This is a genomic window from Streptomyces sp. ML-6 (genome assembly GCF_030116705.1).
In the GTDB taxonomy this organism is placed as follows: domain Bacteria; phylum Actinomycetota; class Actinomycetes; order Streptomycetales; family Streptomycetaceae; genus Streptomyces.
In genome coordinates, this window is record NZ_JAOTIK010000001.1 from 4,780,390 (window position 1) to 4,801,716 (window position 21,327).

The following is a 21,327-nucleotide window of genomic DNA, read 5'->3' on the forward strand; positions in this document are numbered from 1 at the left end:
CGGCACCCGCGACGACGGATCCACCTGGTCGCCACCCCAAGACTGTTACCCCGTGAGATCTCCGAAGGGGGAGACCGGATCGTGTCGACCGCCAGCTCCAAGGTTGCGATCAAGCCGCTCGAGGACCGGATTGTGGTCCAGCCGCTCGACGCCGAGCAGACCACGGCCTCCGGCCTGGTCATTCCGGACACCGCCAAGGAGAAGCCCCAGGAGGGCGTCGTCCTGGCCGTGGGTCCGGGCCGCTTCGAGAACGGCGAGCGCCTTCCGCTCGACGTCAAGACCGGCGACGTCGTGCTGTACAGCAAGTACGGCGGCACCGAGGTGAAGTACAGCGGCGAGGAGTACCTCGTCCTCTCGGCTCGCGACGTGCTCGCGATCGTCGAGAAGTAATTCACCCACGTTTGCTTCTGTTCTGCGCCCCTGGCCCCCGCGAATAACCAGCCGGGCGGTCGGGGGCGCAGTTCGTTCGAGAGGAAAGCTCAGCTCCCATGGCGAAGATCCTGAAGTTCGACGAGGACGCCCGTCGCGCCCTTGAGCGCGGCGTCAACAAGCTTGCCGACACGGTCAAGGTGACGATCGGCCCCAAGGGCCGCAACGTCGTCATCGACAAGAAGTTCGGCGCCCCCACCATCACCAACGACGGTGTCACCATCGCGCGCGAGGTCGAGCTCGACGACCCGTACGAGAACCTCGGTGCCCAGCTGGTGAAGGAGGTCGCCACCAAGACCAACGACGTCGCGGGTGACGGCACGACCACCGCCACCGTGCTCGCCCAGGCGCTCGTCCGCGAGGGTCTGCGCAACGTCGCCGCCGGTGCCTCCCCGGCCGCCCTGAAGAAGGGCATCGACGCCGCGGTCAAGGCCGTGTCCGAGGAGCTCCTCGCGACCGCCCGCCCGATCGACGACAAGGCCGACATCGCCGCCGTGGCCGCGCTCTCCGCGCAGGACCCGCAGGTCGGCGAGCTCATCGCGGACGCGATGGACAAGGTCGGCAAGGACGGCGTCATCACCGTCGAGGAGTCCAACACCTTCGGTCTGGACCTCGACTTCACCGAGGGCATGGCCTTCGACAAGGGCTACCTGTCCCCGTACATGGTGACCGACCAGGAGCGCATGGAGGCCGTCCTCGACGACCCGTACATCCTGATCCACCAGGGCAAGATCGGTGCCATCCAGGAGCTGCTCCCGCTGCTGGAGAAGGTCATCCAGGCCGGTGGCTCCAAGCCGCTGCTGATCATCGCCGAGGACGTCGAGGGCGAGGCGCTGTCGACCCTGGTCGTCAACAAGATCCGTGGCACCTTCAACGCCGTCGCGGTGAAGGCCCCGGGCTTCGGTGACCGCCGCAAGGCCATGCTCGGCGACATCGCCACCCTCACCGGTGCGACCGTCATCGCCGAGGAGGTCGGCCTCAAGCTCGACCAGGCCGGTCTGGACGTGCTGGGCACCGCCCGCCGCGTCACCGTCTCCAAGGACGACACCACGATCGTGGACGGCGGCGGCGAGCCCGGCGACGTCAAGGGCCGGGTCAACCAGATCAAGGCCGAGATCGAGGCCACGGACTCCGACTGGGACCGCGAGAAGCTCCAGGAGCGCCTCGCGAAGCTGGCCGGCGGCGTGTGCGTGATCCGCGTCGGTGCCGCCACCGAGGTGGAGCTCAAGGAGAAGAAGCACCGTCTGGAGGACGCCATCTCCGCGACCCGCGCCGCGGTCGAGGAGGGCATCGTCTCCGGTGGTGGCTCCGCCATCGTCCACGCCGTCAAGGTGCTGGAGGACAACCTCGGCAAGACCGGCGACGAGGCCACCGGTGTCGCGGTCGTGCGCCGCGCCGCGGTCGAGCCGCTGCGCTGGATCGCCGAGAACGCCGGCCTCGAGGGCTACGTCATCACCTCGAAGGTCTCCGAGCTCGACAAGGGCCAGGGCTTCAACGCCGCCACCGGCGAGTACGGCGACCTGGTGAAGGCCGGCGTCATCGACCCGGTCAAGGTCACCCGCTCCGCCCTGGAGAACGCCGCGTCCATCGCGTCGCTGCTGCTCACGACCGAGACCCTGGTCGTCGAGAAGCCGGCCGAGGAAGAGGCCGAGGCCGCCCATGGCGGTCACGGCCACGCGCACTGACGCACGGTCGCTCCCTCCGGCTCGCACAGCCGACGGAAGGCCCCTTCCCCCACCGTTCGACGGTGGGGGAAGGGGCCTTTTCGGCGTACGACGGGATCCTGGCGCTCGACGAGTTCTTCGGCGTACGGCGGGCTCTTCGGCGTACGCCGATCAGGCGGGTGCCCTGTACCGGTCGGACGCGCCGAGCCAGCGCATCAGGCCCATGAGGTCCTCGTGCCACCAGCCCTCCTTGATCCTCCCGTTCTCGAACCTGAAGATCGTGGTGCCGGACATGACGCACTGTCTGCCCGTGGGGGCGATGCCCATGAACTCGCCCTTGTGGGTGCCGGTCCAGGTCCACAGCGTCACGACGTCGTCGCCCTCGCAGATCTGCCGGTCCAGGTCGAAGGTGAAGTCGAAGGCGGCGCGCCACCGGGCGACGTCCTCGCGCAGCCGGTCGGAACCGACCACGGACCGCGCGTCCTTCGCGATGTCGTGGTCGGTGTAGTCGGCCGCGAACACCTCGTCGATGGCGTCGAGGTGGCCCCCGACGGCGATCTCGTGGAAGAAGCGGCGGGACTGCGTCTGGTTCAGCTGCTCGTCGCGGACCACGTCGAGATCGGTGAAGGTGGGCATCCCGTCGCAGAGCGCCACCATCTCCCGGAAGATCCGCTCGGTCTCCGGCAGCCCCGAATCGGCCATCGCGGCCTCGTACGACGGGAACTCGAGGAGCTCGACGTAGTGGGACCCGTCGGAGCGGTCCTTGCCGACGAGGCTGTGGGTGGCGGTCCTGGTGCCCCTGGTCCGCTCGGCCCACTGGTCCATGAGCCGGTCCATGTCCGCGAACCGCTCCGTCTTGCAGTCGATCATCTGTACGAATCTCATGACGGCTCCCGGTCTCGCGTACGGGTGGGATGCCTCCAGTCTAGTGAGAAACGGGCATTTCGACGGCCCGGATCGAGGCGGTCAGGACCCCGGATCGAGACGGCCGGGGCCCAGGACCGAGCGGCCCTGAGGGGCGGGCCGAGCGGCCCGGGGCTCAGGCCGAGTGGCTCAGGCCGAGTGGCTCAGGCTCCCGGAGTGCACGGGGTCCGCGAAGGGCAGACCGGCCGCGAACCGCTCCAGCTCGTCCAGCGCCTGGTCGGCCATCCGGTGCAGCTCGTCGCCCAGCGAACCCGCCACGTGCGGGGTGAGCAGCACGTTCGGCAGGGTGTACAACGGTGAGTCGGCGGACGGGAGTTCGGGGTCGGTCACGTCCAGTACCGCCTGCAGCCGCCCGGCCGTCAGCTCGGCCAGCAGCGCCGCCTCGTCGACCAGCGACCCCCGCGCCGTGTTGATCAGCGTCGTCCCGGTCGCCATCGCCGACAGCTGCGCCGCGCCGATCAGATGGTGCGTCTCCGGGAGCTGGGGCGCGTGCACCGAGACGACGGAGCTGTGCGCGCACAGCTCGTCGAGCGAGGTGAGCCGTACCCCGAGCCGTTCCGCCTCGGCCTCGTCCACGTACGGGTCGTACAGCAGCACGTCCAGGTCGAAGGGGCGCAGCAGCTCGATCACCCGCCGGCCTATCCGGGAGGCGCCGACGATGCCGACGGTGCGGCGGTAGTTGCCGGCCCCGTCGAGCTCCGCGAGCCAGTCGTGGTCGGCGCGCAGCCGGCGGTAGCGCTCCGCGGCGTGCAGCACCCGCTTGCCCGCGAACAGGATCGCGGCGAGGGTGAACTCGGCGACGGGCAGGGCGTTGGCCCCGGCCGCCGAGGTGACGGTGATCCCGCGTTCCCAGCAGGCGTCGGTGATGTGGTGCTTCACGGAGCCCGCGGCGTGCACGACGGCCCGCAGCCGCGGCGCGGCCGCCAGCACCTCGGCGGTGAGCGGGGTGGCGCCCCAGCAGGTGAACAGCACCTCGGCCTCGGCGAGCGCGGCGGCCACCTCGGGCGTCGGCTCGGCCAGGTCGTGGGCGACGAGGTGCGGGTCGGTGCGGGTGAGGTCGGCCAGCCGGGCGCGGTGGCGGTCGGCGAGGAGCCGGTCGGCTATGCCGGGGCCCATCGCGAGCAGGGCCGCGGGCCGGTTGTCAGTGGTGTGGGGCATGGTGGGACTCGTACTCCTCGGGCTCGCGGTGGGGGTCACTTGACGCTGCCGGCGGTCAGTCCGGCCTTCCAGTGCCGCTGCAACGAGACGAAGGCGACGATCAGCGGGATGACGGCGAGGAGGGAACCGGTGACGACGAGCGGGTAGAAGCTCGGCTCGCCGTGGGTGTTGGTGTTCCAGGAGTACAGACCGAGGCTCAGCGGGAAGAGCTTGCGGTCCGAGAGCATCACGAGGGGGAGGAAGAAGTTGTTCCAGATCGCGGTGAACTGGAAGAGGAAGACGGTCACGAAGCCGGGCATGACCATGCGCAGCCCGATGGACCAGAAGACCCGCAGTTCGCCGGCCCCGTCGATACGGGCGGCCTCCAGCGCCTCGTTCGGGATGTAGCCGGTGCTGAACACCCGGGCGAGGTACACGCCGAACGGGTTGACCAGCACCGGTATCAGCACGGACCAGTAGGTGTTGACCAGGCCGGTCTTGGAGGCCAGCAGGTACATCGGCAGGGCCAGCGCCGTGGTGGGCACGAGCACGCCCATCAGCACGAGGCCGAACAGCTTCTCCTTGCCCCGGAACTCGTACTTGTCGAAGGCGTACCCCGCGGCGACGCAGATCAGCGAGCAGACGAGGGCGCCGACGCCCGCGTACAGCAGGCTGTTGAGGTACCAGCGGAAGTAGATGCCGTCGCCGTAGGAGGCGAGGTTCGACAGGTTCTCGCCGAGGTTGAAGCCCTCGAACGAGAAGGCGTTGCCCGCGAGCAGGTCCCCGGTGTCCTTGGTGGCGGCGGTGACCAGCCAGACGAGGGGGAAGAGCATGTAGACGACGGCGAGCAGGAGGAAACCGTTGACGGCGGTCTTCGACATCCACCGGCTGCGGGAAGCGGGGGAGTTCATGCTTTCTTGCCCTTCCGGCCGGTGAAGCGGGTGACGACGAAGGACAGCAGCGCGGCCATGAGCGCCAGCAGGATGGAGGCGGCCGCGGCGAGACCGTAGTCGTTGCGTTCGAAGGCCGCGGTGTACGCGTACATGTTCGGCGTCCAGGTGGAGGTGACGGCGGAGCCGGTCCCCTTGTTGAGGATCAGCGGCTCGGTGAACAGCTGGAGCGAGCCGATGACCGTGAACAGCGCGACCATCACGACGGAGGCGCGGATCAGCGGGACCTTGATGCTCAGCGCGGTGCGCCAGGCGCCGGCCCCGTCGACCGTGGCCGCTTCGAGCACGGAGCGGTCGATGGCCTGCAGCGCGGCGTAGAAGATCACCATGTTGTAGCCGAGCCACTCCCACAGGGCGATGTTCACGACGGAGGGGAGTGCGCCCTCGGGCGAGAAGAAGTCGAAGCCGATCCCGCCGGACTCCATGGCGCTGACCACCGGGCTGAGCTGCGGCGTGTAGAGGTACACCCAGATCAGCGCGGCGATGATGCCGGGCACGGCGTGCGGCAGGAAGAGCGCGAGCTGGAAGAACCGGCGGGCACGGGCCAGCGCGGAGTCCAGCAGCAGGGCGAGGGCGAGGGCGCCGACGAGCAGCAGCGGAATGTAGAACAGGCAGTATCCGAGGAGTACGAGGAAGCCCTCGCGGAACGCCCGGTCGCCCAGGGCCGCCGCGTAGTTGTCGAGTCCGCTGAAGACGGTCTCGGTGCCGCCGAAGCCCAGGCCGGACTGTTTCTCGGTGAACAGGCTGAGCCAGACCGCGTAACCGATCGGCAGCACCATGGCCACGGTGAACAGTACGAAGAAGGGCCCCAGCAGTACGGCGGCGGCTCTGGTTGTCCGGGCGCGCTTCATCAGCCTGCGTCCTCGACCTTCAGACCGCGCTTCTTCAGCTCGGCGACCGTGGCATCGTGCCCGGCCTTCACGGCCTCCTTGATGGTGGTGCCACCGCTGGCGACCTTGCCGAACTGGTCCTTCATGGTGGTGTTCGTCGTGCCGGTGGTCGGGCCCCAGTTCCAGTCCTGGCCGATCGACGCCGCGGCACCCTCGAAGACCTGGTAGATGTCCTGGCCGCCGTAGTAGTCGGCGTCGAAGGCGTTCTTGGCCGCCGGGCGCAGCGACGCCGCGGCCGGGAAGGCGCTCGACGTGCCGGACTCGATGCGGGCCTTGATGCCTTCCTCGGTGGTCGACATCCAGGTGGCGAACTCGACCGCGGCCTTCGCCTTCTTGCTGGTCTTGGTCACCGCGAAGGTGGAGCCGCCGAGCATGCCGCTGGCCGGCTTGCCGTCCCAGCTGGGCATCGGGGCGACGGCCCACTTGCCGCTCTGCTCGGGCAGCGTGCCCTTGAGGACGCCCGCGCCCCAGGCGGCGCCGAGGTAGCCGACGGTGCCGCCGTTCTTGAGGGAGTTGGTCCACTCGGGGCTGAACGAGGCGTTGGCGCGGATCAGGTCGTCGTCGAGCAGACCCTGCCAGTAGTCGGCGACCTTGTTGGTGGCCGCGTCGGTGGTGCTGACCTTCCAGGTGTCGCCCTCGGGCTTGTACCACTGGGCGCCGGCCTGCCAGGCCATCGCCTGGAACGTGGTCGGGTCGTCGGGGAAGAAGGTGCCGATGCGGGCCTTCTTGTCGGCCTTCTTGATCTTCTCCGCGGCCTTGCGGAACTCGTCCCAGGTCTTGGGGACCTCGACGCCGTACTTCTCGAACAGGTCCTTGCGGTAGTAGAAGGACTGCGGTGAGGCGTCGAACGGGACGGCCCAGTTCTTCCCGCCGAGGGTCGTCAACTCGACCGCCTGCGGCAGCAGCTTCTTCCTGATGTCCTCGGTGAAGTATTCGCCGATGTCCTGGAGCGCGCCCTGGCTCACGTACTCCGGGAGCTGCGGGTACTCGATGGAGACCAGGTCGGGGGCGTTGCCCGCCTTCACCGCGTTGGAGATCTTGGCGTAGCCGCCCGCGTTGCCGGACGGGATCTCCTCGTACACCACCTTGATGTTCTTGTGCGAGACGTTGAACGCGTCGACGACCTCCTTGGAGCCCTTGGCCCAGCCCCAGAAGGTGATGCTGACGGGCTTGCCGTCGCTCCCGGCGGAGGAATCGTCGCCGCTGCCGCCACAGGCCGTGAGAACGGCGAGTGCGGTGACGGCGCCGACGGCGGCGATGGACCTTCTGCTCGAACTGCGGCTCACAGCGAGACTCCTGACAGGCGACGACATTGGCGTTGGCCGTGATCCTTGGACCAGCTGTGACCGAAGTCAAGAGCGAAAGAGCGATTGATCGAAAAAAGATCAGATAAGTTACGTACGGAGGCGAGTGGGACACGCTGCGGAACGGGTGCGCCGGGCGAGGGCGGGCCCGTCGCGAAGCCTGCCCAGGCGCCCGGGCCGGTATCCGGGGCGGTGCCGGGTGTCCGGGGTCATGTCGGGTGTCCGGAGTCACGCCGGTGTCCGCCGTCGGCACCCGCCGCGCCCGGACGCCTGCCCGGGCGCGGCGGGTGCCGACGGCTACAGGGGGGCTCCGCAGGAGTCCCGGACGCGCAGCTGCGGCAGCAGGGTCAGGTGCCGTCGGGGTGCGCCCGAGCCCTGGCCCAGCCGCTCGACCAGCAGTTCCGTCGCATGGCGGCCGACCTCGCGCTTGGGCGGCGCCACCGCCGTGAGCGGGGTGTCCGCGAGCGCCGCCACCTCGTCGTCGTAGGCGATCAGCGCCAGGTGCTCCGGTACCCGCACGCCCAGCTCGGCCAGGCGCTGCACCACCTGGATCGCGTCCACGTCGTTGTGGATCAGCGCCGCCGTGGCCACGCCCGAGTGCACCGCCTCGCGCAGCGCCCGCACGGCCTCCTCGAAGGCCTCCGGGGCGAGCTCGGCCGGTACGGATTCGATCACGTCCTGCGGTGCGCGCAGCCCGAGCACGGCGAGGGCCTCCTCGTACCCGGACCGCACCGCGACGGCGGTCGGGGAGTCGGCGCGGGCCATCAGCAGCGGCGCGCCGTGCCCGAGGCCCACCAGGTGGCGCACCGCGAGCAGGACGCCGTGCGCGTGGTCCGAGCAGACCCGGTCCAGGCCGTCCAGCGGGGAGCCGGGCGCGGGGCGGCGCTCCAGCAGGACGGTCGGCACGGGCAGCGAGGCGATCCAGTCGCCGAACGCGGCGGGGTCGCCCGGATGCTGCCAGCCGGGTGCGACCAGCAGCCCCTCGGCGCCCGCCGAGAGCAGGCCCTCCGTGCGGGCGTGGTCCTCCTGCGGCCGGTAGTCGGAGATCCGCAGCACGAGCCGGGCCCCGGCCCTGGCCGCGGCCTCGTGGGCGCCGCGGATGACCTCGGCGAAGTAGTAGGTGGACGAGGGGGCGAGCATGCCGATGACCGGTCCGCCGCCGCCCGCGCCGCCCGGTCCGGCGGAGGCGGGCTCGGCGTCCCGGGGCCAGGACACCGAGCCGTGCACCCGGTCGAGCAGACCGCGACCCGCCAGTTCCTCCACGTCCCGGCGGGCGGTGACGGGCGAGACCCCCAGCTGCGAGGCCAGGTCCGAGACCCGGGCCGAACCCCGTTCCCGTACCAGCCCGAGCAGGCGGTCATGACGTTCAGCAGCACTTTCGCGCACGGCAGCAGTCCCCTCGCAGTGTGTGGCCCGGCCCCCTGGTCCGGCCGGTGCCGGGGCCGTAGTCCGACCCTAGACCAACGTGATCGAACGATGGGTGTTTCGATCATTCAAGCGCGATCCATTGACGTTCGATCAATCCGAGTTCAGGATTCCGGCGGTGCGGACTCGTCCCGTTCCGAACCCGACTGTTTGTACGGAGGAATTGTGAGACATCGCGTCACCGCAACGGCGCTCGCGGCGCTTACGGTCGCCGGCGGCCTGACCGCCGCGGGCCTGACCGCCGCGCAGGCGGCACCCACCGGCCGTACCTTCCACGTCGACTGCGCCGCCGACCCGGCGGGCGCCACCGGCAGCAAGCGGCACCCCTGGACCTCGCTCGCCGAGGCCAACGCGCAGACCTACGGGCCCGGCGACCGGCTGCTCTTCAAGCGCGGCACCACCTGCACCGGCACCCTCGCCCCCAAAGGCACCGGCTCCGCCCGTGCGCCGTTCACCATCGCCGACTACGGCGGGGGCCCGGCGCGGGCCAAGCTCGACGGCGCGGGCGCCCACGACGTCGTTCTGCTCGCAGACATGCAGTACGTGCACCTCAAGGACCTGGAGATCGTCAACGCCGCCGCCCCCGGCAGCGAGCGCAACGGCGTCCGCCTGCGCCTCACCGACTACGGTGTCGCCCGCGGCTTCGACATCTCCGGCCTCTACATCCACGACGTGCGCGGCGGCGATTACAAAACACTCTCCGGCTCCAGCGCGATCCACATCGCGGTCGAGGGCAGGACGAAGGCCAGCTGGTACGACGGCCTGAACATTGCCCACAACCGCATCGAGGACGTCGACCGCGAGGGCATCTACTTCAAGTCGACCTTCTCCAAGCGCGATCTGGTCGGCCAGCAGCAGGACCCGAACGTCTACCCGGGCGAGTGGACGCCCAGCACCCGGGTCCGCATCCACCACAACACGCTGAAGTCCCTGGCCGGCGACGGCATGAAGCTCGACACCACCCGCGGCGCCCGCGTCGACCACAACCGGGTGGACGGCTTCCAGCTCCGCTCGCCCTCCGCCAACGCGGGCATCTGGACCTTCAACACCGACGACACGACCGTCGAGTACAACGAGGTCTCGGGCGGCGGCAACACCCACGACGGGATGTCCTTCGACGCCGACGGCGCCTCGCGGAACACCGTCTTCCAGTACAACTACAGCCACGACAACAAGGGCGGCTTCCTGCTGATCTGCCCGTACAGCGGCGCCAAGACCATCGGCACGGTCGCCCGCTACAACGTCAGCCGCAACGACGGCGCCCGCCTCGTCCAGAACTGCTGGGGCCCGATCCTGGACACCGAGATCTACAACAACACCTTCCACAACAAGGAGCAGATCCCCGGCTACCTCGTCCAGGACGACGCCGGCAGCCCCGCCACCACCCAGCACGAACTGTCCATCCGCAACAACGTCTTCGTGAGCGAGGGCACCGGCGGCTACGCCTTCAAGAACCCGACCCCCGGGCTCTCCTTCGACCACAACGCCTTCTACGGCATCGACATGACCCGCCCCAACCCCGGCGGCATCACGGCCGACCCGAAGCTCCTGGACGACTTCCGGCTCGGTGCGGGCTCGCCCGCCCTCGCCGCCGGAGCCGTCATCGAGAACAACGGCGGCAAGGACTACTTCGGCAACAGGCTGAAGCCCGGCGCCCCCAACATCGGCGCCTACGCGGGCCCCGGCGTGGAGTGACGACCTGCCGGACGGCGGCCGGGTGAGCGAACGTTCACTGCGCGGACGGCCGGCGGGTGAACGTTCACTGCAAGGTCGGCCGGCGGGTGAGTGTTCACCGAGGGGCTGCCCGGTGGGTGAACACTCACTGCGAGAGGGGCCCGTGGGTGAATACTCACTGCGCGGCGCCTCGGTGGGTGAGCGTTCACTGCGCGGCGTCCCGGTGGGTGAGCGTTCACCGGGCGGCGGTCCGGTGGGTGAACACTCACGGAGCCGCCGCCCGCCCGGTAAGCGGCCGTGCGGTATCCGCCCGGCCGGTGACCGAACGCTCACTGCGGACCGTACTTGCGGCCTGTCTTGGAGGTGACGCCTCCGAGCAGGCCGCGCGGCGTCAGCTTCACGACCCCCATCAGCGCCTTGTACCGCGGGTCCGGGATCGAGAGGGACCGGCCGCGTGCCAGGTCGGCCAGGGCCGCCGCCACCAGCTTGTCCGCGTCGAGCCACATCCAGCCCGGGATGTTGCCGGTCCCCATCCCGGCCCGCTGGTGGAACTCCGTCCGCACGAATCCCGGGCACAGCGCCATCAGCCGCACACCCGAACCGGCCAGGTCCTTCGCCGCACCCTGGGTGAACTGCACGACCCACGCCTTGGACGCGCCGTACGTCCCGCGCGGCACGAAGGCCGCCACCGAGGCCACGTTGACGACCCCGCCCCGCCCGCGCTCCCGCATGGCGGTCGCCGCCGCCGAGGTCAGCCGCAGCACCGCCTCGCAGTGCACCTTCAGCATCCTCAGCTCGTCGGCCATGGGCACGTCCAGGTACTGGCCCTTGTTGCCGAACCCGGCGTTGTTGACCAGCAGGTCGACCGGGTGGCGACGGTCCGTCAACCGTTCTTCGACCGCGGCGATCCCCTCGTCCTCGGACAGATCGGCCCGCAGCACCTCGGCCTCGATGCCGTGCCGGTCGTGCAGTTCGGTCGCCTGCCGGTGCAGTCGCTCGGTGTCGCGCGCCACCAGCACCAGGTTGTGCCCGTCGGCCGCGAGCCGCCGAGCGAAGGCGGCGCCGATCCCCGCGGTCGCGCCCGTAATCAGTGCAGTCGTCATACGCGGCACGTTAGTGCCCCGCGCACGCCCGGGCCCGACCCGCCCGTCACCCCTCACCGCGGCGGGGCGCATGTCACGGAATCACGGGCGCATCCCCGGAGTCGGAAGCCATCGGAGATACGCGCCCCGACGCTCCGGCGCCCCGACGCCCGGGAGCAGGACGCTCGCCCGGGAGCCGGGCGCCCGCGCGGGATGGCGGGCTCAGCCGGCGCTCGCGGGCGCCGGGGGCCGGTCGCCGTACTTCTCCACGCGGGCCCGCGCGGCGTGCAGCGACTCGGGGTGCAGCGCGTCCCCGGCCGCGAGCAGTTCCGGCAACAGGTCCCGACGGGTCGTCATGGCCAGGAACTCCAGCTTCACGGTGACCTCGTGGGCCGGCCGGTGCACGATCTCGATGGGGTCCCCGGCCCGGATCTCGCCCGGCTCGACGACCCGCAGATAGGCGCCCGGGGCCGCCGCCGCGGTGAACCGCCTGACCCAGCGCTGCTCACCGAGGTGCCCGGCGAAGGTCCGGCAGGGAATCCGGCCCGACGTCACCTCCAGTATCAGATCGGGGCCGATCCGCCAGCGTTCGCCGATCCTGGCGCCGCTCACGTCCACGCCGCCGGTCGTCAGGTTCTCGCCGAACGCGCCGTTGGCCAGCGGGCGGCCGAGCTCCCGCTCCCACACGTCGAGCTCCTCGCGGGCGAAGGCGTACACCGCCTGGTCGGAGCCCCCGTGATGGCGCAGGTCGCACACCGCGTCCCCGGCCACGCCACTGCCACCGGCCCCCTTCGGACCGGGGTCGGTGACCCGTACGGGGCCGGCGACGGGCCGCTTGTCGATGCCGGTCGTGCCACTGGGGGCGTCGGTGTAGTCGACGGCCTTCGGCCGTCCCGCGTTCACGCTCAGCAGCGTCATCGGTTCCATGGGCGTCATACGGAGAACGCTAACCATCACACCTAAAAGGTGCACGGCAATAATTCGCCCCTGCCCCAAGATTCGCTTATCTTTCAGGGGTGATCGAAGCCCGTCACCTCCGAGTCCTGCGCGCCGTGTCCACCACCGGTTCGTTCTCCGCCGCCGCCCGCGAACTGGGCTGCACCCAGCCCGCGGTCAGCCAGCAGATGAAGGCCCTGGAGGCATCCGTGGGCACCACCCTGCTGATCCGCACGGGACGCGAGATGCGCCTCACCCAGGCCGGTGAGGCCCTGACCCGGCACGCCTCCGGCATCCTCGCCGGGCTCACCGCGGCGGAGGAGGAGGTCGCCGCCATCGCCGGGCTGCGGGCCGGCCGGGTCCGGCTCGTGTCGTTCCCCAGCGGCAGTTCCACCCTGGTCCCCGGCGCCCTGGCGGCACTGCGCGCGGCCCATCCGGGCACCCGGGTCTCCCTGGTCGAGGCCGAACCGCCGCGCTCGGTCGAGATGCTGCGCGAGGGCGACTGCGACATCGCCCTGGCGTTCCGGTACGGCACCTGCGGCGCGGAGTGGGAGGACCTGGTCGTGCGCCCGCTGCTCACCGACCGGCTGATCGGGCTGGTCCCCGAGGGGCACCGGCTGGCCGGTGCGGGCGCGGTGGGCATCGCCGAACTGGCCGACGAGTCGTGGATCGCGGGCTGTCCGCGCTGCCGTCGGCAGCTGGTCGAGGTGTGCGAGGAGTCGGGGTTCACGCCCCGGATCGACTTCGCCACCGACGACTACCCGGCGGTGGTCGGCCTGGTCGGCGCCGGGCTCGGCGTGGCCGTGCTGCCGGAGCTGGCGATCGAATCGGTGCGCCCCAAGGGGGTGCGGACCGTGACGGTGGAACCGGCCGTCGAGCGCGAGATCGTCGCGCTGACCCTGCCCGACCTCGCACAGGTCCCGGCAGTGGCGGCCACGCTGGAGCGGCTGTCCCTGGCCGCTGCTCGCTGAGCGTCCGAGGAGGACCGGGCTCACCGGAAGCCGAAGCCGACAGGTCTCCGGAGTCGACAGGTCTCCGGGGGCGACGGGCGCCCGGAGCCGCCAGGTACTTGGAGCCGCCGACCCTCCGGGGTCGACGGGTGTCCGGAGTCGACGGGTGTCCGGAGTCGACGGGCGGCCGGGGGAGTGAGGCCCCTCCAGGGGGCGGCTGCCCGGTGGCGATCGCCGTCCGGGGCGGGCGGGCGCACGGGATCGTCGGCCGTCCGGAGCGGTGGCCGGGGGCGCCGTTCGGGGCCGGCTGAGGTGCTGAAACGTTTCTCTGCTTGTCGTGCGGGTGTGGCGGGCTCTCAGTCGTGCCCCGACGAGGACGGCACGCCCGCCGTGATCAGTCGGCTGCGGGCCCGTCCCATGAGCTCCTCGCGCTCGTCCTCGGTCAGTCCGCCCCATACTCCGTAGGGTTCTCGTACGGCCAGGGCGTGCGCCGCGCACTCGGCGCGTACCGGGCAACGCATGCAGACCTCTTTCGCCGAGTTCTCGCGGGCGCTCCGGGCGGCTCCGCGCTCACCCTCCGGGTGGAAGAACAGCGAGCTGTCGACCCCGCGGCAGGCTGCCAGCAGCTGCCAGTCCCACAGATCGGCGTTGGGTCCGGGAAGGCGGGAGAAATCTGCCATTGCTTGTCCCCTCGAAACCGTGCTGAGTCGGAAACGTCGAGTCGTCTGTCGTTGACCGTGCTCACGACCGTACAACTACGGTGTAAGCAGATGTAAATATGACTGATTGCGAATCTAGTCATAGACGCCAGCAAAAGGGAAGAAAACCCGCTAAATGGGGCATACCTTCATGTGAAGTTTCGGTTGACCGTTGGATGATCCGTGCCGTTCCCCTCCGTGTGCGCCTTCTCACGTAGAGTGCCGAACCCGCTTGCCCGACCCGTAACTCTTTCGAGTGACCGTCGTTGAGAGGGCGGAGGCGGTTGGCGGAAAAAGCGATCGGGCAGGTGTCCGAGAGTGTCAACCGCGCAGGTGACGACTGGTAACAGCCTGGAGGCACAAGGTGACGCGCATCAGCTGCGGAGGACGGTCATGACATCCGTGCTCGTCTGCGACGATTCCCCGCTCGCCCGAGAAGCGCTCCGACGCGCGGTCGCGACCGTGCCCGGCGTCGAGCGGGTGACGACGGCGGCCAATGGCGAGGAAGTCCTCCGCCGCTGGGGCGCCGACCGTTCGGATCTGATTCTGATGGACGTACGCATGCCCGGCCTGGGGGGTGTGGAGACGGTCCGGCGGCTGCTCTCCGCCGATCCCGGCGCCAGGATCATCATGCTGACCGTCGCCGAGGACCTGGACGGGGTCGCGCTCGCGGTCGCCGCCGGTGCCCGCGGCTATCTGCACAAGGACGCCTCCCGCGCGGAGCTGCGGGCCACCGTCACCCAGGCGCTGGCCGACCCGACGTGGCGGCTCGCCCCGCGCCGGCTGCGGTCGGCCGAGATGGGTGCGGCGCCGACGCTCACCGCGCGGGAGATCCAGGTGCTGGAAGGGATGAGCCACGGCCGTTCGAACGCCGAGATCGGACGCGAGCTCTTCCTCTCCGAGGACACGGTGAAGACCCACGCCAGGCGTCTGTTCAAGAAGCTCGGGGCCTCGGACCGGGCGCACGCCGTGGCACTCGGCTTCCGCTGGGGGCTGGTCCGCTGAGGGGCGGCCGGGGCCGACGGCCGAGCGGTTCCCCGCCCGCACACCGGCGGGCGGGGCGGCGCGGCCGACGTGCGCCCGGCGGGCTCCGTGCCCTCCGCGGCGCCCGCCGGGCCGACGGTATGTGACGCTTCCCGGCCGATGCCGCATCCTTGAGACGTGGAGTTCCTCGGGGTGGAGTTCCTCGGGAACGATTCGGTCCAGCGGAAGGGGAGGGCGCAGGACATGACTTCCGGCGCACCCGCTCATAACGCTTCGGTGCACAACTGCGGACGCGGTGGCACGGATGGCGAGGCTCCGAGGCACCATGGTCCGATGCGCGACGACGAGACGACGGCGATCGGTGCCCTGGTGCACCGCGCCGTCGAGGGCGATGCGCAGGCCACCCATGATCTGCTGGCCCATGTCCACCCCCTCGCCCTGCGTTACTGCAGGTCCCGGCTGAACCGGCTGCCCGGTGACGCCCGCCACTTCGTGGAGGACCTGGCGCAGGAGGTCTGCGTCGCGGTGCTGATGGCGCTGCCGCGCTACAAGGACACCGGCAGGCCCTTCGAGGCGTTCGTCTTCGCCATCGCGGGACACAAGGTCGCCGATCTCCAGCGGGCCGCCATGCGGCACCCGGGATCGACCGCCGTGCCCTCGGACGAGATGCCCGAGCGGCCCGACGACTCGCTCGGCCCCGAGGAGCGGGCCCTGCTCAGCAGCGATGCCGCCTGGGCGAAGAAGCTCCTGGCCAACCTCCCGGACAACCAGCGCGAGCTGCTCGTCCTCCGGGTCGCCGTGGGGCTGACCGCGGAGGAGACCGGGCAGATGCTGGGCATGTCCCCGGGAGCGGTCCGGGTCGCCCAGCACCGGGCGCTGAGCCGGCTGAGAGCCCTCGCGGGACAATGAGGCCGGGCCCGCCCGGGGTGAGGCCGAACCCGCCCGGGCCCGGCGAAGCCCTTGCCGGAACGCACGAAGCTCCTGCCGGATCCAGCGAAGCCCCTGACAGATCCGCGAAGCTCCTGCCAGATCCGCGAAGCTCCTGACAGACCCAGCGAAGCTTCTGGCCGGCCCCGCAGATCCTTTGCCAGGCCTTGACGAGGCTTCCGTCCCGGCCCCTACGGGGCCTCCGTACCTCCGTCCCGGCCCCTACGGGGCCTTCGTTCCGGACCCCGCGCGGCCTCCGTACCCACCCCCGACGGCCCGTAGGAAGTTACAGAATCCCCAGGTGATCTTGTTCGTGGAATGAGACACCCCCGAAGGCCGTTAGCATGGACATCCGCACCGATCAAGGCCATTTGGGGAAGGTGTCATGACTGCAAACGTCGACGGAGTGCCCGAGAAATTCGCGACGCTCGGGCTGACATACGACGACGTGCTGCTGCTGCCCGGCGCGTCCGACATGGCGCCCGATCAGATCGACACCTCCTCGTACATCTCCAAGAACGTGCGGGTGAACATCCCGCTGCTCTCCGCCGCGATGGACAAGGTCACCGAGGCCCGCATGGCGATCGCCATGGCCCGGCAGGGCGGCGCCGGTGTGCTGCACCGCAACCTCTCCATCGCCGACCAGGCCAACCAGGTCGACCTGGTGAAGCGCTCCGAGTCCGGCATGGTCACCGACCCGATCACGGTGCACCCGGACGCGACGCTGCGCGAGGCCGACGAGCTGTGCGCCAAGTTCCGCATCAGCGGCGTTCCGGTCACCGACGCCGCGGGCAAGCTGCTCGGCATCGTCACCAACCGCGACATGGCCTTCGAGTCGGACCGCACGCGCCAGGTGCGCGAGGTCATGACGCCGATGCCGCTGGTCACCGGCAAGGTCGGCATCTCCGGCGTGGACGCCATGGAGCTGCTGCGCCGCCACAAGATCGAGAAGCTCCCGCTGGTCGACGAGGCCGGGGTCCTCAAGGGCCTCATCACCGTCAAGGACTTCGTCAAGGCCGAGAAGTACCCGAACGCCGCCAAGGACAAGGAAGGCCGACTGCTGGTCGGCGCCGCCGTCGGTGTCGCCGGTGACGCCTTCGAGCGGGCCCAGGCGCTCGTCGAGGCCGGTGTCGACTTCATCGTCGTGGACACCGCCCACGGCCACTCCCGGCTGGTCGGCGACATGGTCGCCAAGATCAAGTCGAACGCGTCCGGCGTCGACGTCATCGGCGGCAACATCGCCACCCGGGACGGCGCCCAGTCGCTGATCGACGCGGGCGCCGACGGCATCAAGGTCGGTGTCGGCCCCGGCTCCATCTGCACCACCCGCGTCGTCGCCGGCATCGGCGTCCCGCAGGTCACCGCGATCTACGAGGCGTCGCTCGCCGCCAAGGCGGCCGGTGTCCCGGTCATCGGTGACGGCGGCCTGCAGTACTCCGGCGACATCGCCAAGGCCCTGGTGGCCGGCGCGGACACCGTGATGCTCGGCTCGCTGCTCGCGGGCTGCGAGGAATCCCCGGGCGAGCTGATGTTCATCAACGGCAAGCAGTTCAAGTCCTACCGGGGCATGGGCTCGCTCGGCGCGATGCAGAGCCGCGGCGACCGCAAGTCCTTCTCCAAGGACCGCTACTTCCAGGAGGGCGTCGCCTCCGACGAGAAGCTGGTTCCCGAGGGCATCGAGGGCCAGGTCCCCTACCGCGGCCCGCTCTCCGCGGTCGTCCACCAGCTCACCGGCGGTCTGCGCCAGTCGATGTTCTACGTCGGCGGACGCACCGTCCCCGAGCTCCAGGAGAACGGCCGGTTCGTCCGGATCACCTCGGCGGGTCTCAAGGAGAGCCACCCGCACGACATCCAGATGACGGTCGAGGCGCCGAACTACAGCAGGAAGTGACGCGGCCACACGCCTGAGGGGCGGCCCCGGGGTTCCGGGGCCGCCCCTCAGGCGTGTGTCGGGGATACTGGACAGCGCAGACATAGAGGGAAAGGCCACACCATCGTGACTGAGATCGAGATCGGGCGCGGCAAGCGCGGCCGCCGGGCGTACGCATTCGACGACATCGCCGTCGTACCGAGCCGTCGCACCCGCGACCCGAAGGAGGTCTCGATCGCCTGGCAGATCGACGCCTACCGGTTCGAGCTGCCGTTCCTGGCCGCCCCCATGGACTCGGTGGTCTCCCCGCAGACCGCGATCCGCATCGGCGAGCTCGGTGGCCTCGGCGTCCTCAACCTGGAAGGGCTGTGGACCCGGCACGCCGACCCGCAGCCGCTGCTCGACGAGATCGCCGAGATGCCCGTCGAGTCGGCGACCCGCCGCCTCCAGGAGATCTACTCCGCCCCGATCCAGGAGGAGCTGATCGGGCAGCGCATCAAGGAGGTGCGCGACTCCGGCGTCGTCACCGCCGCCGCGCTCTCCCCGCAGCGCACCGCCCAGTTCTCCAAGGCCGTCGTCGACGCGGGCGTGGACATCTTCGTCATCCGCGGCACGACGGTCTCCGCCGAGCACGTCTCCGGCGCGGCCGAGCCGCTGAACCTCAAGCAGTTCATCTACGAGCTGGACGTCCCGGTGATCGTCGGCGGCTGCGCCACGTACACCGCCGCCCTGCACCTGATGCGCACCGGCGCGGCCGGTGTCCTCGTCGGCTTCGGCGGCGGCGCCGCGCACACCACGCGCAACGTCTTCGGCATCCAGGTCCCGATGGCGACCGCGGTCGCCGACGTGGCCGGGGCCCGCCGGGACTACATGGACGAGTCCGGCGGCCGGTACGTGCACGTGATCGCGGACGGCGGCGTCGGCTGGTCCGGCGACCTGCCGAAGGCCATCGCCTGCGGCGCGGACGCCGTGATGATGGGCTCCCCGCTGGCCCGCGCCACCGACGCGCCGGGCCGCGGCCGGCACTGGGGCATGGAGGCCGTCCACGAGGACGTGCCGCGCGGCAAGCTGGTGGACCTGGGCTCCGTCGGCACCACCGAGGAGGTCCTGACCGGCCCCTCGCACACCCCCGACGGCTCGATGAACATCTTCGGCGCGCTGCGCCGGGCGATGGCGACGACGGGGTACAGCGACCTCAAGGAGTTCCAGCGCGTCGAGGTGACGGTGGCGGACTCGCAGCACAGCCGCTGAGCACTTCCCCGTAGGGGAACGTACGGGACACGTGCAGGACGTACGGACGTACAGACGCACGGAAGAACGGGCGAGGGCCCCGTGCACCGCGATCGGCGGTGTGCGGGGCCCTCGCCCGTGCCCGGTGAACGTGCCCGATGGACGCGTCCATCGGATCCGTCCGGTGCGGCCGGATCCTTCGCGGTACCGCGGACCCTGCGGAACCGGGCCGGGGTTACGCGGCCTTCTTGGCGCCACCGAAGGCGGCGACGGCGCCGAGCAGCAGGAAGATGTAGGCCTTGAAGTCCGCCGCCTCGCCCCACGCCTCCGTCAGCACGTCGAAGTTCTCGAAGAACAGCGTGGCCGCGGACTGCTGGGCCAGGTCGGACAGGATGATCGAGACGCCGATGAGCTGGCCGAGGTAGACGGCGCCCACCGACAGGACGGCGCTGACCACGGGCAGGATCGGGTTGCGCCCGCCCACTTTGCTCGCCGCGAAGCCGATCAGGAAGCCGACACCGATGGCGATGTAGCCGATCTCACGCTCGATCGCGCCGGCGATGACGCCGTACAGGAAGGCCGCGACGAGCGCCGTGACCAGCGCCGTCAGCAGACCGAGGCCCACCTTGTCGCGCACCGGGGCCGGAGGGGCGTACGGGGCGCCGCCGAACGGCGCGCCGGGCTGGCCGGGCTGCTGGCCCCCGAACGGGTTGCCGCCGGGCTGCTGGCCCCCGTACGGGTTGCCGCCGGGCTGGGCGTTGTACGGCTGCTGCGGCTGCTGCGGCTGGTTCGGCGGCGGCACGGGCTGGCTCATGAAGGAATCCCCCTGGAACGGAAGCGCACGATTGTGCGAGAAGTGACGCCGCAGGCTAGCAGCCGCCCCTGACATCGCCCACCGGAATCTTCCGCGAAACCCTCCTCACAGCCGATGTGCGGCCCCTGCCGGGGTGGCTCCACGGGTGTCCAGGAGGAGCTGTGCCTTCACCGCGAGGCCCTGGAGGTCGTAGGTCCGGTGGTGCTGGAGCAGCACCGTGAGGTCGGCGCTCGACGCGGCCTCGTACAGCGAGTCGGCGCGCGGAACGGGCAGCTCGCGCACCCGCCAGTCCAGGACGTGCGGGTCGTGGTAGCCGATCTGTGCCCCCATGTCCATCAGCCGGCCCGCGATCTCCCGGGCGGGGGACGCCTCCTGGTCGGCCAGGTCGGGCTTGTAGGTGACGCCGAGCAGCAGCACCCGGGCGCCGCGGACGGATTTTCCGTGCTCGTTCAGCAGGGTGGCGCACCGCTGGATCACGTACTGCGGCATCCGGTCGTTGATCTCCTGGGCGAGCGAGACCATGCGCAGTGGGTGGCCGGGGGCGCGGCGGCGGTACGGGAGGCAGCCCGGGTCGACGGGGGCGCCGTGACCGCCGACACCGGGGCCGGGCCGGAACGGCTGGAAGCCGAAGGGCTTGGTCTCGGCGCACCGGATGACGTCCCAGAAGTCGACGCCGAGGTCGTGACAGAGCACCGCCATCTCATTGACCAGGGCGATGTTGACGTGCCGGAAGTTGGTCTCCAGGACCTTCGTCATCTCGGCCTCGCGCGTGCCGCGGGCCCGTACGACCTTGTCGGTGAGCCGACCGTAGAAGGCGGCGGCGGACTCGGTGCAGGCGGGGGTGAGGCCGCCGATGACCTTGGGGGTGTTGGCGTAGTTGTGGGTCCGGTTGCCGGGGTCGAGGCGGCCGGGGGAGCAGGCGAGGTGGAAGTCGCGGCCGGCGCGCAGCCCGGAGCCCGCCTCGAGCAGCGGTAGTACGTGGTTCTCGGTGGTGCCGGGCGGTACGGCCGACTCCAGGAGGACGGTGGTGTGCGGGCGCAGCCGGGCGGCGAGTGCGCGGGCCGCGTCGCCGACGGCGGTGAGGTCGGGGTGGCGGTCGGCGCCGAGCGGGGTGGGGGCGCAGATCACGGCGGTGCGGACGCGGCCCAGTTCGGCCGGGTCGGTGGTGGGGCGGAACCCGCCGGAGAGCATCCGGCGGATCTCCGAGGCGGTGAGCGATCCCTCGACGGGGGTGCGGCCCGCGGAGAGTTCCGTGCAGGCGCGGGGGTCGGTGTCGTAGCCGACGGTCTCGATGCCGGCGGACACGGCGGCTTGGGCGAGGGGCAGGCCGAGGTGGCCGAGGCCGATGACGGCGAGGTCTGCGGGCATGTGGAGGGCCGTCCTTCCCGATCGGTCCAGGACCATGGAGCCAGAAAGCGCAACTGCTGGGGACAGCGCAA

Annotated in this window: 19 protein-coding genes; 8 read left to right on the forward strand and 11 right to left on the reverse strand. The window is 70.7% G+C overall.

Annotated features, from left to right (window positions below; all coding sequences use genetic code 11):
- The first annotated feature begins 81 nt into the window (after nt 1–81).
- Together groES and groL are read left to right on the forward strand one after the other, a co-directional pair.
- Entirely contained in the window at nt 82–390 is a 309-nt protein-coding gene (gene groES / locus OCT49_RS21465) for a co-chaperone GroES (RefSeq protein WP_148838741.1), read from the forward strand.
- A 98-nt stretch (nt 391–488) separates the two neighbouring features.
- Nucleotides 489–2,114 (forward strand): chaperonin GroEL, encoded by a 1,626-nt coding sequence (gene groL, locus OCT49_RS21470; RefSeq protein ID WP_283853459.1) that lies wholly within the window; start codon nt 489–491, stop codon nt 2,112–2,114.
- 150 nt (nt 2,115–2,264) lie between these two features.
- Here groL and OCT49_RS21475 read toward each other — a convergent pair whose 3' ends face one another.
- The 6 genes from OCT49_RS21475 to OCT49_RS21500 all read right to left on the reverse strand — a co-directional run bounded on the left by OCT49_RS21475 (nt 2,265) and on the right by OCT49_RS21500 (nt 8,684).
- Entirely contained in the window at nt 2,265–2,978 is a 714-nt protein-coding gene (locus OCT49_RS21475) for an ester cyclase (protein WP_283853460.1), read from the reverse strand.
- Between the two features lie 168 nt (nt 2,979–3,146).
- A complete protein-coding gene (locus tag OCT49_RS21480) occupies nt 3,147–4,175 on the reverse strand; it encodes a hydroxyacid dehydrogenase (protein ID WP_283853461.1) in 1,029 nt (342 codons plus the stop codon).
- A 35-nt stretch (nt 4,176–4,210) separates the two neighbouring features.
- Nucleotides 4,211–5,065, reverse strand: coding sequence for a carbohydrate ABC transporter permease (locus tag OCT49_RS21485; protein WP_283853462.1), 855 nt, complete (start codon nt 5,063–5,065; stop codon nt 4,211–4,213).
- Nucleotides 5,062–5,955: a carbohydrate ABC transporter permease gene (locus OCT49_RS21490; protein ID WP_283853463.1), complete on the reverse strand. Its 894-nt coding sequence runs from the start codon at nt 5,953–5,955 to the stop codon at nt 5,062–5,064. Before OCT49_RS21490 ends, OCT49_RS21485 begins: the two co-directional genes overlap by 4 nt.
- Nucleotides 5,955–7,280 (reverse strand): ABC transporter substrate-binding protein, encoded by a 1,326-nt coding sequence (locus OCT49_RS21495; protein WP_283853464.1) that lies wholly within the window; start codon nt 7,278–7,280, stop codon nt 5,955–5,957. The genes OCT49_RS21490 and OCT49_RS21495 overlap by 1 nt, the downstream gene beginning before the upstream one ends.
- Nucleotides 7,281–7,595: 315 nt before the next feature.
- On the reverse strand, nt 7,596–8,684 hold the full coding sequence (locus OCT49_RS21500) for a substrate-binding domain-containing protein (protein WP_283853465.1): 1,089 nt from the start codon (nt 8,682–8,684) through the stop codon (nt 7,596–7,598).
- Between the two features lie 204 nt (nt 8,685–8,888).
- Between OCT49_RS21500 and OCT49_RS21505 the strand changes: the two genes are divergently transcribed.
- Complete coding sequence (locus OCT49_RS21505) at nt 8,889–10,418, forward strand: right-handed parallel beta-helix repeat-containing protein (protein WP_283853466.1); 1,530 nt, start codon at nt 8,889–8,891, stop codon at nt 10,416–10,418.
- 308 nt (nt 10,419–10,726) lie between these two features.
- On the opposite strand, the gene OCT49_RS21510 is transcribed toward OCT49_RS21505, so the two are convergent.
- Together OCT49_RS21510 and OCT49_RS21515 are read right to left on the reverse strand one after the other, a co-directional pair.
- Entirely contained in the window at nt 10,727–11,500 is a 774-nt protein-coding gene (locus tag OCT49_RS21510) for an SDR family NAD(P)-dependent oxidoreductase (RefSeq protein ID WP_283853467.1), read from the reverse strand.
- Between the two features lie 201 nt (nt 11,501–11,701).
- Nucleotides 11,702–12,397, reverse strand: coding sequence for an MOSC domain-containing protein (locus OCT49_RS21515; RefSeq protein ID WP_283855890.1), 696 nt, complete (start codon nt 12,395–12,397; stop codon nt 11,702–11,704).
- A 98-nt stretch (nt 12,398–12,495) separates the two neighbouring features.
- Between OCT49_RS21515 and OCT49_RS21520 the strand changes: the two genes are divergently transcribed.
- Entirely contained in the window at nt 12,496–13,386 is an 891-nt protein-coding gene (locus OCT49_RS21520; RefSeq protein ID WP_283853468.1) for a LysR family transcriptional regulator, read from the forward strand.
- Nucleotides 13,387–13,721: 335 nt separating this feature from the next.
- Here OCT49_RS21520 and OCT49_RS21525 read toward each other — a convergent pair whose 3' ends face one another.
- On the reverse strand, nt 13,722–14,045 hold the full coding sequence (locus OCT49_RS21525; RefSeq protein WP_283853469.1) for a WhiB family transcriptional regulator: 324 nt from the start codon (nt 14,043–14,045) through the stop codon (nt 13,722–13,724).
- Between the two features lie 411 nt (nt 14,046–14,456).
- On the opposite strand from OCT49_RS21525, the gene OCT49_RS21530 reads away from it, so the two are divergent.
- From OCT49_RS21530 to OCT49_RS21545, 4 genes are all read left to right on the forward strand, one after another.
- On the forward strand, nt 14,457–15,068 hold the full coding sequence (locus OCT49_RS21530) for a response regulator transcription factor (protein WP_003948568.1): 612 nt from the start codon (nt 14,457–14,459) through the stop codon (nt 15,066–15,068).
- A gap of 312 nt (nt 15,069–15,380) precedes the next feature.
- Nucleotides 15,381–15,956, forward strand: a complete 576-nt coding sequence (locus tag OCT49_RS21535) for a sigma-70 family RNA polymerase sigma factor (protein WP_283853470.1) — start codon at nt 15,381–15,383, stop codon at nt 15,954–15,956.
- A gap of 403 nt (nt 15,957–16,359) precedes the next feature.
- The gene (gene guaB, locus OCT49_RS21540; protein WP_283853471.1) at nt 16,360–17,865 is read left to right on the forward strand and encodes an IMP dehydrogenase; all 1,506 of its coding nucleotides are present in this window, start codon (nt 16,360–16,362) and stop codon (nt 17,863–17,865) included.
- A 105-nt stretch (nt 17,866–17,970) separates the two neighbouring features.
- Entirely contained in the window at nt 17,971–19,095 is a 1,125-nt protein-coding gene (locus OCT49_RS21545; protein WP_148838755.1) for a GuaB3 family IMP dehydrogenase-related protein, read from the forward strand.
- Nucleotides 19,096–19,309: 214 nt separating this feature from the next.
- Here the strand turns inward: OCT49_RS21545 and OCT49_RS21550 are convergent, their stop codons facing one another.
- Together OCT49_RS21550 and OCT49_RS21555 are read right to left on the reverse strand one after the other, a co-directional pair.
- Entirely contained in the window at nt 19,310–19,888 is a 579-nt protein-coding gene (locus OCT49_RS21550) for a hypothetical protein (protein WP_283853472.1), read from the reverse strand.
- 105 nt (nt 19,889–19,993) lie between these two features.
- Nucleotides 19,994–21,256 carry a nucleotide sugar dehydrogenase gene (locus OCT49_RS21555; RefSeq protein WP_283853473.1) on the reverse strand — a complete coding sequence of 421 codons (1,263 nt, stop codon included), beginning with the start codon at nt 21,254–21,256 and terminating at the stop codon, nt 19,994–19,996.
- Nucleotides 21,257–21,327: the final 71 nt, after the last annotated feature.